10 protein-coding genes are annotated in these 11,858 nt (G+C 59.4%); 6 read left to right on the plus strand and 4 right to left on the minus strand.

Features of this window, described 5'->3' with window-relative positions; all coding sequences use genetic code 11:
• Positions 1 to 7: 7 nt before the first annotated feature.
• Positions 8 to 364 (minus strand): copper-binding protein, encoded by a 357-nt coding sequence (locus FG381_RS03205; protein ID WP_139687509.1) that lies wholly within the window; start codon positions 362 to 364, stop codon positions 8 to 10.
• A gap of 410 nt (positions 365 to 774) precedes the next feature.
• Here FG381_RS03205 and FG381_RS03210 point away from each other — a divergent pair, with 410 nt between their 5' ends.
• On the plus strand, positions 775 to 1,803 hold the full coding sequence (locus FG381_RS03210) for a branched-chain amino acid aminotransferase (RefSeq protein WP_139687510.1): 1,029 nt from the start codon (positions 775 to 777) through the stop codon (positions 1,801 to 1,803).
• A 241-nt stretch (positions 1,804 to 2,044) separates the two neighbouring features.
• On the opposite strand, the gene FG381_RS03215 is transcribed toward FG381_RS03210, so the two are convergent.
• Positions 2,045 to 3,010, minus strand: coding sequence for a LysR family transcriptional regulator (locus tag FG381_RS03215; RefSeq protein WP_139687511.1), 966 nt, complete (start codon positions 3,008 to 3,010; stop codon positions 2,045 to 2,047).
• Positions 3,011 to 3,201: 191 nt separating this feature from the next.
• Between FG381_RS03215 and dcuC the strand changes: the two genes are divergently transcribed.
• From dcuC to FG381_RS03240, 5 genes are all read left to right on the plus strand, one after another.
• The gene (dcuC, locus tag FG381_RS03220) at positions 3,202 to 4,479 is read left to right on the plus strand and encodes a C4-dicarboxylate transporter DcuC (RefSeq protein WP_139687512.1); all 1,278 of its coding nucleotides are present in this window, start codon (positions 3,202 to 3,204) and stop codon (positions 4,477 to 4,479) included.
• Positions 4,480 to 4,531: 52 nt separating this feature from the next.
• A complete protein-coding gene (locus FG381_RS03225) occupies positions 4,532 to 5,947 on the plus strand; it encodes an amidohydrolase (RefSeq protein ID WP_139687513.1) in 1,416 nt (471 codons plus the stop codon).
• Between the two features lie 89 nt (positions 5,948 to 6,036).
• Positions 6,037 to 7,221: a porin gene (locus tag FG381_RS03230; protein WP_139687514.1), complete on the plus strand. Its 1,185-nt coding sequence runs from the start codon at positions 6,037 to 6,039 to the stop codon at positions 7,219 to 7,221.
• A gap of 122 nt (positions 7,222 to 7,343) precedes the next feature.
• On the plus strand, positions 7,344 to 8,825 hold the full coding sequence (locus FG381_RS03235) for a lyase family protein (protein WP_139687515.1): 1,482 nt from the start codon (positions 7,344 to 7,346) through the stop codon (positions 8,823 to 8,825).
• Between the two features lie 27 nt (positions 8,826 to 8,852).
• The gene (locus FG381_RS03240) at positions 8,853 to 10,085 is read left to right on the plus strand and encodes an L-lactate MFS transporter (RefSeq protein WP_139687516.1); all 1,233 of its coding nucleotides are present in this window, start codon (positions 8,853 to 8,855) and stop codon (positions 10,083 to 10,085) included.
• A 75-nt stretch (positions 10,086 to 10,160) separates the two neighbouring features.
• Here the strand turns inward: FG381_RS03240 and FG381_RS03245 are convergent, their stop codons facing one another.
• The gene (locus tag FG381_RS03245) at positions 10,161 to 11,108 is read right to left on the minus strand and encodes a LysR family transcriptional regulator (RefSeq protein WP_139687517.1); all 948 of its coding nucleotides are present in this window, start codon (positions 11,106 to 11,108) and stop codon (positions 10,161 to 10,163) included.
• 117 nt (positions 11,109 to 11,225) lie between these two features.
• A complete protein-coding gene (locus FG381_RS03250; RefSeq protein WP_139687518.1) occupies positions 11,226 to 11,858 on the minus strand; it encodes a 4Fe-4S dicluster domain-containing protein in 633 nt (210 codons plus the stop codon).

Genomic DNA, 11,858 nt, shown 5'->3' on the forward strand with positions numbered 1-11,858 from the left:
AATCTCTTCAGTGCGAGAGCGTCTGAAGAACAGAAAGCGTGCCTTCCTGAACGAAGGTGAAGGTCACCTTGTCGCCCGCCTTGACGCCCTCGACCATCTTCGGATCGCGGAAGGTAAAGCGCATCGTCATCGCGGGCCACTTGAGTTCCGGAATCGGTTCGTGGCTGATCGTCACCTTCCCCGACTTCATGTCGACCGACTTGACGACGCCCTTTGCGGCAACAGCATTCTGAGAAGCCTGAGCGCTTTCGCCCTGCATCATTCCCATATGAGCGGAATGATCCATGCCGGCCATGCTGCCGTCAGCGGCATAAACGGAAGCGGAAAGAACTGCCAGAACACCAAGAGCAAACATGCGATTCATTTTGAAAATCTCCTTTTTTCAAGAGTGAAGCACCGATATGGGTAGAAACGATCATAGTGTATACCCCTATACGTACGATGTCGAATTGAATGGTTTCAGGCTATGAACCTGAATTTCTGTTTTCAAATGCCGCGCTCTCATGCAATTTCCAGAGGGACCACGAGTGAATCCATTGAAATTCATGGATAAGCATCAGAATAAATCGAATAAACGCAAAATTTTCCAACGTATTCGTTCTGAATCCAATTCGCTAAGCGGAAACGCCTAGGATCAGGGCTTTGCCGCCCGAATCAGGGTGTTAGGATTTTTGCTACCCGGAAGCCGGAGGCTTTCGGGGAGCAAGTTTCTTTCGGAGCTTCAGGCTTCACTAGCGATGCCGGGAGCTCAGCAAAAAGTGGATGAAAAATAAAATGGAACCCAAAAAAGACATCGACTGGTCGAAGCTCGGCTTCGGCTACACCGCCACTGAATATCGCTGGCAGGCTACCTGGGAAGACGGCAAGTGGACCGAAGACGGCCTCGTTGAGGATCCGAAGCTTCACCTTTACGAATCCGCCTGCGTCTTCCAGTACTCGCAGAGCTGCTTCGAAGGCCTGAAGGCCTACCGCACGAAGGAAGGCAAGATCGTTACCTTCCGTCCGGACATGAATGCCGAACGCATGTACAACTCCGCACAGCGCCTTGAGATGCCGCCCCTTCCGAAGGAGCTCTTCCTCAAGTCGATCGACGAAGTCGTCCGCGCCAATGCCCAGTGGGTTCCGCCCTACGGCACCGGCTGCTCGCTCTACATCCGTCCCTTCATGATCGGTTCGGGCCCGCAGATCGGCGTCGCTCCGGCTCCCTCCTACCTCTACCGCGTCTTCGTGATGCCGGTTGGCGCCTACTTCAAGGGCGCCGTGAAGCCCCTGAAGCTCTGCGTTTCCGACTTCGACCGCGCGGCTCCGCACGGCACGGGCGACATCAAGGCGGGCCTCAACTACGCGATGTCTCTCCATCCGACGATGGAAGCCCACCGCAACGGCTATGCCGAGAACCTCTACCTCGATCCGCAGACCCGCACCTACGTTGAGGAAACCGGCGGCGCCAACATCCTCTTCGTTGATCAGGACAACACGCTCGTCGTTCCGAAGTCGAACTCGATTCTTCCGTCGATCACCCGGCGCTCCCTCGTCTACGTCGGCGAACACTATCTCGGCCTCAAGGTTGTTGAACGCCAGGTTCGCTTCGACGAGATCAAGAACTTCAAGGAATGCTGCCTCTGCGGCACGGCCGCAGTGCTCGCCCCGGTGGGCCTCATCCACACCCACGAAGGCGACATCATGATTCCGTCCGGCATGGACAAGATGGGCGAAGTGTGCACGAAGCTGCGCACGACCCTCACGGGCATCCAGGACGGCGCCATTGAAGCTCCGAAGGGCTGGATCCGCGAGATCTGCTGATAGCTTGACATTAAGCTGACAGCTCATTTGCAGACAGGCTCCTTCGGGAGCCTGTTTTTTGCTGTAATGTATTGATTTCCCTGCTCATCCGCAGGGGTGTTTCTCTAGAGTATTAGGTATCGCCCTGATATTTCTAGTTTCCCCGCGCGAGCGGGGTTTTTCGGGAACGCCGGTCTTCGGGCCGGCGTTTCTTTTTTGTTGCTGAGAGAGTCCAATCGGCGGCGACTTGCGCGGCTTTCCCTCAATAAAATTCGGGATGCATCTCTCTCAGTTCAGCAAGCGTCTCGCGCTCGCGCTCTGCCATCCATTCGACAAAGACCTGAACGCGGCGCCGCTCCCAGGCTTCTTCTGACGCAAAGACATAGCAGTCAAGGGGCGCTCTATGCCAACCGGGGAGCACCTGGATGAGAAGCTTCGACTCGAGGAGCGCCGCGCAGTGGTAGAGCGGGAGATCCGGCACGATCCCGCCGCCCATGGCAGCGGCCCGCTGTGCGGACATGAGGTTGTGCACCACCATCCGCTGCTTCCAATGGAGCTTCTCCTCCCGGTCTCCCCGCCGCAGAGACGTCGTCGAATTTCTCGTCGGACTGTTGATGAGAATCCCGGCATGCAGGCGCAGGTCCTTCGGCTCGAGCGGCATCCCGTGACGGCGGACGTAAAGGGGTGACGCACAGGCAATGAAGGGCATGACGCCGCAATGACGCCGCACCACATTCGCCGGGATCTTCTCGGGCCCGTAGCCCACGATCACATCAATGGGTTCGCCGTCCGTCGACGTGAAGCCCGAAGGAATGGGCGCCGAAAGTTCATAGAGCTCGAGCTGAATTTCCGGATACGTCATCTGGAATTCCACAAGCTTCGGAATGATTTCATGCGGTCCGATGCCGGCGTGCGACGCCACGCGGATGACGCCCGCCAACCGGTCGCGGTCGCCCCTCAGTTCGGCTAGAAATGCATCCTGCGCCGAAAGAATGGGAGCTACCTTTGCATAAGCCCGGCGGCCAAGCTCAGTGAGGGCGGCAGGGCGCGAAGCCCGTGAGAAAAGCGGCGACCCGATCTCCGTCTCGAGCGCCTTAAGCGTCCGGCTCACGGTGCTCGGCTCAACGCCGAGCTTGTCGCAGGCGGCGTTGATGCCTCCGGCAGCAACTCGGGACTTTCCCTCAAGTATTGCATGCTGCGCAATATTTAAGTGCGTTTCATTGCTCATTAAATTCCCGATAAACAGAGACTCCCGAAAGGTTCTTCAGCATCTTCACCTCTCTAATTGCATATAACGCAATATTTGCATAGTACGCATTGCATTTACAACAATGATGAATTTTTCGAGAATAGGCGCCGAACCTCACCGAAAGACCACTTTCAAGGTCCTCATTCAACCCTTCAAGGAGATTCCCAATCATGACCTGGCTTATCTGGCTCGCGCTTGCCGTGATCGTTCTCACGGTTTGGGCGCTCGTCAAGCGGCTCGAAACGAGGCTCGTCCTCATCATTGCCGGTCTCGTGCTTTGCTTTGCTTCCGGCGAACCGATGAAGGCCTTTCAGGCCTTCGTGAAAGGCATGACGAACGTCACGCTCGTGCCGGCCATCTGCGCCGCAATGGGCTTTGCCGCCGCTGTGACGGCCGCGAAATGCGACGAACATCTCGTGGCGCTCATGTCGGCGCCCTTGAAGAAGCTGGGCGGTCTCCTCATCCCGGCCGCAACGCTTATCACCTTCGGCATCAACATCGCGATCATGTCGGCTGCGGGCACCGCGGCCACCGCGGGCGCCACCTTCATTCCGCTTCTCATCCGCGCCGGCATCCGACCGGCTGCCGCAGCCGCTGCTGTGGGCGGCGGCACCATGTGCGGCCTTCTTCTGAACCCCGGCTGCGCGCACGACATCTACGTCGCCGAAATGGCAAAGATGGACCTCATGGCCTTCATCGGCTGGGCTCTACCCTACATCGTCGGCCTCGTCGTCGTTGCCACTCTCGTCAACTCCGCACTGGCCATTTTCCACTGGCACGACCACAAGGCTGAGGCTGAAGCCGTTGCGAAGGGCACCCAAAGCGCCGGGGAAGCGCCCGCCGTCAAAGTGAACGTTCTCAAGGCCTTTGCTCCCCTTGTGCCCCTCGTCATCCTCATCGCCGCGGCTGTCTGGTTCCCCAAAGCGGGCGTCGACGTCGTGGTCGCCATGATCTGCGGCATCGCCTACATCGCGCTCGTCACGCTCATGAACCCAGGCGAACTCTCCAAGGCCTTCTTCAAGGGCATGGGCACGGGCTACGCCCAGGTGATCGGCCTCATCGTCGCCGCCGGCGTCTTTTCCACAGGCCTTCAGGCTTCGGGGGCGGTCGCGGCCTTCATTGATGCCCTCAAGCACTCGAACGAGCTCGCCCGCTGGGGCGCTGCGATCGGTCCCTTCCTGATGGCGCTCGGCACGGGTTCAGGCGAAGCCGCAATCTGGGCCTTCAATCAGGCGGTCACACCGTCGGCGGCAAGCTTCGGCATGGAGCCCCATTCACTCGGGCTGCTTGCCATCCTGGCCGGCCAGTTCGGCCGCACGGCGAGTCCGCTCGCGGGCGCAATCATCATCGTGGCCGGCATGGCTTCCGCCGATCCGATGAGCGTTGCCAAACGCCTCTTCCCTGGCATGGTCGTTGCCGTCATCCTCTCCGCTCTCATTGTGGTTTGACGCATTGACTGCTCTTATCTCCTGATGCGTCCTCACCCATAAAGGAATCATTATGTTCGATCTCGTCATTCGCGGCGCCACGGTAGTCGATCCGCTTTCCGGATCCGTCAGCGAAAAGGATGTCGGCATCCTTGACGGACTGATTGCCGAAGTCGCGCCTTCGATTGCGGATTCAGGCGCCGCTCGCACAATAGGCGCTTCCGGGCTCATCCTTCAGCCCGGCATCATCGACACGCACCTGCACCTCTCACCGAGTCCGCTCGGGCAGCGCATGGCAGTACAGGCGGGCGTCACCGCCGCCATTGAAATGGCCGGTCCCATCGATAAAGTGCTCGACGATATGGCGAACTCTGGATGCGGTCTCACGGTCGCCGTGCTGAATGCCATTCTTCCGGGTCAGAACGTTTCAAGCGCAAACCCCGGAACCGACGAGATCAACGGATTCATCGACCAGTCGCTCGCTTCCGGAGCTTTCGGCGTAAAGCTTCTGGGCGGTCATTATCCACTCACGCCGGAAGCGTCGCGAGCCTACCTTGCGGCCGCTCACGACCGAGGCGTCTACATGGCATGGCACGCGGGCTCCACCACAGCCGGATCCAACCTCAAGGGACTTGAGGAGGCGATCGAACTCGCCGAAGGACGACCCTTTCACCTTGCTCATCTGAACGCCTATTGCCGCGGAGGGATTCTCCCTGCAGCGCTCGAATGCGCCCGAGCGGCAGAGCTCCTTGAGGCGCATCCGGAAATCGTGACGGAGAGCTACCTCTCTGCACGAAATGGCTGCCCGCTCGGCACTGATGAGAATGGCATTCCCCTGTCCGCAATTGTGCGCATCAATCTGAAGCGCCTTGGGCTACCGGAAAACCGTGAAGGCATGCTCTCGGCCATCAAAGCCGGCGAACTCTCCGTCATCCGTCCAGAAAACGGAATCCTTGAACTCATCACGGGAAAGGCGGGAGCGCAATGGTTTGAATCGGCTCCAGGTCCCAAGGACGGATCCTTCGACCACGTGAATCCGGCTGTTTCTCGTGTCTTCTTTGCCACGCAAAAACGAGCCGGCGGCGAATTTCTCGTCGACGCCATCAGCACGGATGGCGGCGCCATTCCGCGCAACGTCATCGTCGACTACGGTCTTTCGCTCGTCAACATCTCCGCACTCACGGCCGTGGAATTCGCCGCCAAAACGTCCCTCATTCCGGCCCGCATGCTGGGGCTTGCAGCCAAAGGCTTCATTGCGCCCGGAGCCGACGCCGACATCACGATCTACGACCCGGCAGCGCGCAAGGCCGTCCACGCCTTCTCGAGCGGCCGGCAGATTCTCGCTTCGGGCGAAGTTGTCGGCTCGGGCGGCACGGTCCTCTGCACATCCGAAGGCGAGGATGCCGTGAAAAAGCGCGGCCTCTCCGCTCAGATTCTTTCCTGCGGCATCCCCGCACTCAAGCGCTCGTTCGGGAAAAAGACCGCCTGAATGCGCGTTTGAATCATCCCGGGCATTCATTCAGACCATTGAATTCATCACCCCAAAAATCATCAACCTCTAAAAAAAGGAAAACCATCATGCATAAGACCCTTCATCCGACGCTCGCCGCCACCGCACTTCTTCTCGCTCTCCCCGCCGTTCAGGCCGCCGACCTTGAGCTCTTCGGCTTCTTCGACCAGGGTGTTGCCTACGTCCACGAGGAACTCAACCGCGGCATGGCCTCGCCTGCCGGCCAGAGCGCAGCCAATGTTCTGAACGACAAGGGCCTCGTCGCCGACGAAGCCACGCGCTCCAATGTCGCCCTCGGCACGGGCAACGTCTCCACCTGGGGCATGAAGGGAAGCGAAAAACTGAACGACGACGTTTCAGTTGTCTTCCATCTCGAAAGCGGCTTCCTTGCCGACGACGGCACAATCTACGGAAGCGGCAATCAGATTTTTGAGCGCGAAGCCTCGCTCGGCATCAAGTCGCAGCGCTTCGGCGAACTCAAGTTCGGCCGCATGCCTGCCCTCACGACCGGCTCGGGCACCACGGGCATCTTCAACAGCCGCGTCAACCCCTTCGGCGCCGGCTGGGGCAACATGACAGGCGGTTGGAAATTCTCGGGCACCCTCGCCCAGGCCCGCTGGAACAACATGGTGAACTACATTTCGCCCGTCATGAACGGCGTAAAGTTCCATCTGCAGCACTCCTTCGGAAACGCCAACAACGCCACTGAAGGCACGCACGACGCCGACCGCTGGTCCGCGGCAGGCTTTACCTGGACGGGTGAGAAGTTCTACCTCGCGGGCGCCGTCGACTGGATCAAGACGGGCGCGACCAACACCCGCACCGACAAGGACGTCTGGAAGGCGCTCCTCGGCGGCCATGTGAACCTTGACCCGGTGAAGCTCTACGGGACCGTGCAGTACCTGAAGAACACGCCCTATATCGGCGGCTATTCGACAAAGGAATTCGCGCCTCTGGCTCAGGGTCAGAAGCTCTCAAAGGGCTTCGAAGCCTGGGCTTTCTCCACGGGCGTTGATGTTCCGGCTGCGGGCGGCACCATCAAGGCATCGGTGGGCTACGGTTTCGGCGAAAACCAGAACGTGGACGAAAAGAACAAATTCAGCCGTGTGAATGCCGGCCTCGGCTACCTCTATCCGCTCTCAAAGCGCACTTCGGTCTACGGCATCACGGGCTTCTTCATGCAGGATGCCGACTGGCAGCAGGACAACATCACTGCGCATGAAGTCATCCTCGGTCTCATGCACCGCTGGTAAGCCGGAAGGTCATCTTCTTTCCAGAACCCTGAATTACGGGCGAAGCGGCCGATTGAACTCGCGCGGCCGCTTCGTCCGGCATGCCGCAATACATTATCTAACACCATCTCAGGAGACCAAGAATGCTGGGAATGCACATGGGCCAGGTGCCGAACCCTAAAGGAAACGCAGTGGCAGAGCTCCCTGATCACGACACCGAATACTGGCTCCTTCGGATCAACCGCGCTTCGATCGCCGCCAATGCGGAAGCCGGGCTTCTCGATCGGGTGCTCGCGCGCCGGATTCGAGCCGGACTTGACGATATGGAACGTGAAGCCGGCGAAAAAGATGCGGTCCGCGACGAACTCTACATCACGTTTGAACCGAAGCTTCTTGCCCGGTGCGGCATGGAAGCGAGCGTGCTCCATGTCGGCCGTTCAAGCCAGGACATCCTCGCCACGGCCAATGCCGCGCTCAACCTTGAGCATCTTCTCTGGCTCGGCGACGCCGTGAGGGAAGTCCTCAATGCACTCCTTGATGCCGCACGCCGAGAAAAGGACGCTGTTGTACCAGCCTATACGAACGGCGTCCAGGCGCAGCCCAACTACTGGAGCCACTATCTCCTCGCGCAGTCCGAAGTCTTCGGCCGCGATGCCGAACGCATTTTCGAATGCCGCGGCCGCTTTGACCGCTCGCCCATGGGATCCTGCGTACTGAACGGCACCGGATGGCCGCTCCCCGCTGAAAGAATGGCAGAGCTCCTCGGTTTTTCCGCCGTCGCCGCCAACGCCTTCGACGCTGGTCAGTGCGCCGGAAACGACCTTCCGCTTGAAGCAAGCCAGATCGTCGCGTCGCTCATGATCCACGTCTCGGCCTTCATTGCGGACTTCATGGCGCAGTATTCGAATCCCCGTCCCTGGATTCTGATTGAGAGCGCAAACGGCATCTACCGCTCGAGCGCCATGCCGCAGAAGCGCAATCCCGGCATTGTGAACGACTGCCGCCGCGATGCGGGGCTCGTGATTGGCGAAGCCCAGGGCGTCATGATGCGCCTCATGAACCTCCCGCTCGGCATGCCGGACGCCCGGGACGCACGCTCCATGGCGGCGCTTCTCGAAGACGCGGCCGTGGTGCTGCGCACGCTTGCGGGCATCATCCGGTCGCTTCGCGTCAACCATGAACGTGCGCTCGAAGAGTTGAACGCCGACTGGACCTGCACTCAGGAGATCGCCGATCAGCTGGTACGACGAGGCGGCCTCGACTTCCGCCGCGCGCACGGCTTCGCGAGCGCCTTCGTTACCGAAGCCAAAAAGACAGGGCTCACGCCTGCGACCGCAGGGCGTGATGCTTTTGAAGCGCTCTGGGAAGCCTTCCGCTCGAAGGAAGGAAATAGCGATCTCCCGGCTTCATTTCCGCTTTCTGATAGCAGCCTGGCCGCTGCGCTCGATCCGACGGTCATCCTTGCTCACCGAGCCACTCCGGGAAGCGCTTCGCCCTCGGAAATCGAAAAAGGCTTCATCCGCGCGGAAAACCGCATCCGTGATATTTCAGCCCGCACGGAAATTGCGCTTGCCGAAACCCGAAAGAGCGAAGCTCGTCTTGAGGCTGCTCTGGCCGCCCTCTGATCCTCCGCCCGCAGAAGAGCCACACGCATGAACCTCATGAAGAAACGCTGGATTCTCCTCATCGTCGCCTGCACGATCAACCTCTGCGCAGGATCGATCTACGCGTGGTCCGTCTTTGCGCCGCCCCTCGCCGAGCGCCTTTCCCTCCTTACGGGTGAGGCGCTCACGGCAGGAAGCCTCGCCGCAGCCTTCAGTCTTGCCAACGCGGTCGGTCCCATTCCGATGATTCTCGGCGGCGCCGTGAATGATCGATTCGGACCTCGGTGGGTCATCGCCTCGGGCGGGCTCCTGATTGGACTCGGCTTCTTTCTCGCAGCAACCGCAGAAACCACGCTGAGCCTCATTCTGGGCTACGGTATCGGGTTCGGCCTCGGACTCGGTCTCGTCTACGGCTCAACGATCAACACGACGCTCAAGTTTTTCCCGGACCATCGGGGGCTTGCTGGAGGACTCACCACCGCGCTCTATGGGCTGAGTTCGGTCATTCTCCCGCCCGTTGCTTTAGCCTTGATTTCCGCCGAAGGCATTCAATACGCGCTCATCATGCTCGGCACCGTCTTTACGGTCATGATTGTCTCCGGCGGACTCTTCATGCAGAAGTGCCCGGACGGCTTTGAAGCGAAATTCCGTTCAAGCACCGCTGCCCCCGTAAGGCCCGCACGCGAGGAACTCAACTGGCGCGGCATGCTCCGCGCCAGACGCTTTCCCCCGATGGTGCTGCTCCTTCTCTGCGGCGCCATCCCCGGGATGATGATCATTTCGCACTGCTGGAGCGCGGCGAGAGAACTCGCAGGGCTCGATGCCGCCGCAGCCTCCGTTGCTGTATCGATTCTCGCCCTTGCCAACGTTTTCGGCCGCATTCTCGCGGGTGCGGCGTCCGATCGATTCGGGCGCCTTCCCTCGCTCATGGGGGCGCTTGTCCTCACCCTTCTCGGCTGCACGCTCCTCTCGGCTGCCGACGGCATCGCGGCGCTCTGGTTCTGGAGCGGCATTCTCCTCGTCGGCATCGCCTTCGGCGCCTTTATGGGCATCTACCCCGGCTTTACCGCTGAGGAATTCGGCGCGAAGAGCAATTCCGTCAACTACGGCATCATGTTTTGCGGTTTTTCGATTGCGGGCTTTGTTGGTCCAGTTGCCATGAATTTCCTGCTTGAGACGGGCTTCTCCTACCAGGAGATTTGCCTCATGGCCTCGAGCCTCTCGCTTGCAGGGCTTTTTTGCGGGTGGATTTTTTCGAAATCGCTCCCGCATAAGGAATGATCAGAGGCGCAACGCTCTGATTCTCTGAGGCGGTTGATTCCGAAATTCTCCCGAACGCGAAGGATTCTCCCCGCCTCAGAGGCTTGAAAGCTCCCTTTTGGAGCGCAATTCATTCATGAAGAGACGGCGCACCCAAAGAAGAAGCGGATCGACATCCGTCCGCTCATGCCAGATCATGCGTCCGGACCAGACCGGGAGACGCCTTATTTCGGGCGGAAGGAGCGCGATCGGCAGATAGCGTTCGAGATAGCGCACAGTATTGACCGGCATGCGTGCGTAGCAATCCGACTCGAGAAGCAGGAAAACGCTCGGCAGAAAATAGTCGCACTGCAGCGCAATCGACTTGTCCGACTCAACGGGCGCAGAAGTTTCTCCGGCCTGCCTGCGGCTTCCCGGACCATACGTAATTTCGATTTCCCGGTATCGCTCAAGGAGAGCCGACGCGCGCCCCTCCGGCGATGCATTTTCCAGCTCTTTCAGAATCGGATGCGACCTGCGGACCACGAGGACATGACTGGTTTGATTGAGTTCTGCCGATCGGAACTCTTTGCGGAGCGCCTTCATGGGAGGTGCATAGAAAAGAATATCGAGCGTGCCGTCTTCAAGAGCATTCTCCCAATCCGCCGGGATCGTTGAGAAGGAAATCTTCAATTCGGGCGCCGACGACAAGAGCTTCTGGAAGACCGGCCGAAGAAAGGTAAGCACAGCATTGTCAACACCCGCAAGACGCAGCGTTCCCCGGACCGAAGCGGGATCGAATTCCCCTGTACGCGCGAGTTCCCTCATTGCATTCTGCACCTCTTCGATTGCAGGCATAAGTCTCGCCATGCGGTTGGTCGGCACGAAGCCGCCTTTCCCGCGGACAAAGAGCGGATCCTGAAGAAGCCCGCGGACCGAACGCAGGAGCCGTGTGGCAGTTGCAACGCTGATGCCGAGGCGCTTTGCTGCGAGAGAGAGCGAACGCGCTTCCCAGAGCGCAGCCAGAAACCAGATCTGCTCGGATGTCATGTGAGGTTCATCCATTGAGGCCGCTCCACATCATCGCAAATCGAAAATAACCATATTAACGGGGAAAGCATGAATTCCGCCGCCCCGTAAAAAGGAGCGGCGGAACAATTCATTTTTCTGAAGCAGCTGAAACTACTTGAGAGAGAGTCCGGTCACATCGAGATGGACGCTCAAGTACCGGACCTTCGGATTCGTGCAGGCCTTAGCGGTCATCATCTGCGCCTTGTCAAGAAGCGCCGAATCTTCCTTTGAGAGATTCTCGTAGTCGATGAGGCGAAGCGCTCCCGTCGAGCAGTTTTCAACGCAGGCGGGCAGCCGGCCGTCGCGCAGTCTGTGCGTACAGAGCGTGCAGTGCTCGGCCTTGCCCGGAATGCGTTTCTGGTGCGGCTCAAACGCACGCTCTGCAAGAGGCGCTTTGTCCGGCCAGTAGGACACCGCCCCCGTTTCATTGAACTGAGGTGCGCCGTAGGGACACGCAGCCAAGCACATCCTGCAGCCGATGCACTTCTCATCGTTGACGAGAATTTCTCCGAAACTCCCCTTCGAAATGGCCTTTGCAGGACAAACCTTCATGCAGGCCGGGTCCTCGCAGTGCTGGCAGGAGGCGCGGAAATAGTTGATGATCCTCGCCTTCGGGTCTTCCCGGCGCTCAATCCTCATCCACTTCATCTGCGGATGAAGCTGATTTTCTTCCTTGCAGGCGACGAAGCAGGTCTGGCAGGCGATGCAATTGTCGACATTAAAAAGGATGCCGTATTTGCTCAT

The sequence above is a fragment of the Sutterella faecalis genome (assembly GCF_006337085.1).
GTDB lineage: Bacteria > Pseudomonadota > Gammaproteobacteria > Burkholderiales > Burkholderiaceae_F > Sutterella > Sutterella faecalis.

What these genes read in the sequence shown, in the direction of transcription:
- FG381_RS03215 (WP_139687511.1), bottom strand. Translation starts at nt 3,010, where the DNA reads ATGAGCAATGAAACGCACTTAAATATTGCGCAGCATGCAATACTTGAG.
- FG381_RS03225 (WP_139687513.1), top strand. Translation starts at nt 4,532, where the DNA reads ATGTTCGATCTCGTCATTCGCGGCGCCACGGTAGTCGATCCGCTTTCC.
- FG381_RS03250 (WP_139687518.1), bottom strand. Translation starts at nt 11,858, where the DNA reads ATGAGCAAATACGGCATCCTTTTTAATGTCGACAATTGCATCGCCTGC.
- FG381_RS03240 (WP_139687516.1), top strand. Translation starts at nt 8,853, where the DNA reads ATGAACCTCATGAAGAAACGCTGGATTCTCCTCATCGTCGCCTGCACG.
- FG381_RS03210 (WP_139687510.1), top strand. Translation starts at nt 775, where the DNA reads ATGGAACCCAAAAAAGACATCGACTGGTCGAAGCTCGGCTTCGGCTAC.
- FG381_RS03245 (WP_139687517.1), bottom strand. Translation starts at nt 11,108, where the DNA reads ATGGATGAACCTCACATGACATCCGAGCAGATCTGGTTTCTGGCTGCG.
- FG381_RS03205 (WP_139687509.1), bottom strand. Translation starts at nt 364, where the DNA reads ATGAATCGCATGTTTGCTCTTGGTGTTCTGGCAGTTCTTTCCGCTTCC.
- FG381_RS03235 (WP_139687515.1), top strand. Translation starts at nt 7,344, where the DNA reads ATGCTGGGAATGCACATGGGCCAGGTGCCGAACCCTAAAGGAAACGCA.
- FG381_RS03230 (WP_139687514.1), top strand. Translation starts at nt 6,037, where the DNA reads ATGCATAAGACCCTTCATCCGACGCTCGCCGCCACCGCACTTCTTCTC.
- dcuC (WP_139687512.1), top strand. Translation starts at nt 3,202, where the DNA reads ATGACCTGGCTTATCTGGCTCGCGCTTGCCGTGATCGTTCTCACGGTT.